This window comes from Burkholderia sp. BCC0397, assembly GCF_902832865.1.
Lineage (GTDB): Bacteria > Pseudomonadota > Gammaproteobacteria > Burkholderiales > Burkholderiaceae > Burkholderia.
In genome coordinates this window covers 1-314 of sequence record NZ_CADFDL010000047.1, presented here as the reverse complement: position 1 = coordinate 314, position 314 = coordinate 1, and the positions used below count along the sequence as shown (strand labels likewise).

The 314-nt window shown below is 68.8% G+C and carries 1 protein-coding gene; it reads left to right on the top strand.

The window, feature by feature from the left end:
- The coding region (locus HWX03_RS36715) for an aldehyde dehydrogenase family protein (protein WP_175874686.1) at positions 1 to 314 on the top strand (314 nt) is incomplete at both ends.

The window sequence follows — 314 nt, the reverse complement described above, 5'->3', positions numbered from 1 at the left end:
GCGTACCGGCCGACGCTCACGCGCCACGATCGCGCGGCGATCCTGCGCCGCGCGGCCGACATCGTGCGTGCGCGCACCGCGGAGATCGCGGCGCTGATCACGGCCGAGGCCGGGTTGTGCATCAAGGATTCGACGTACGAAGCCGGCCGCGTGGCCGATGTGCTGACGTTCGGCGCGGGCGAAGTGCTGAAGGACGACGGGCAGATCTTCTCGTGCGATCTGACGCCGCACGGCAAGAAGCGCCGCGTGTACACGCAGCGCGACCCGCTGCTCGGCGTGATTTCGGCGATCACGCCGTTCAATCACCCGATGAA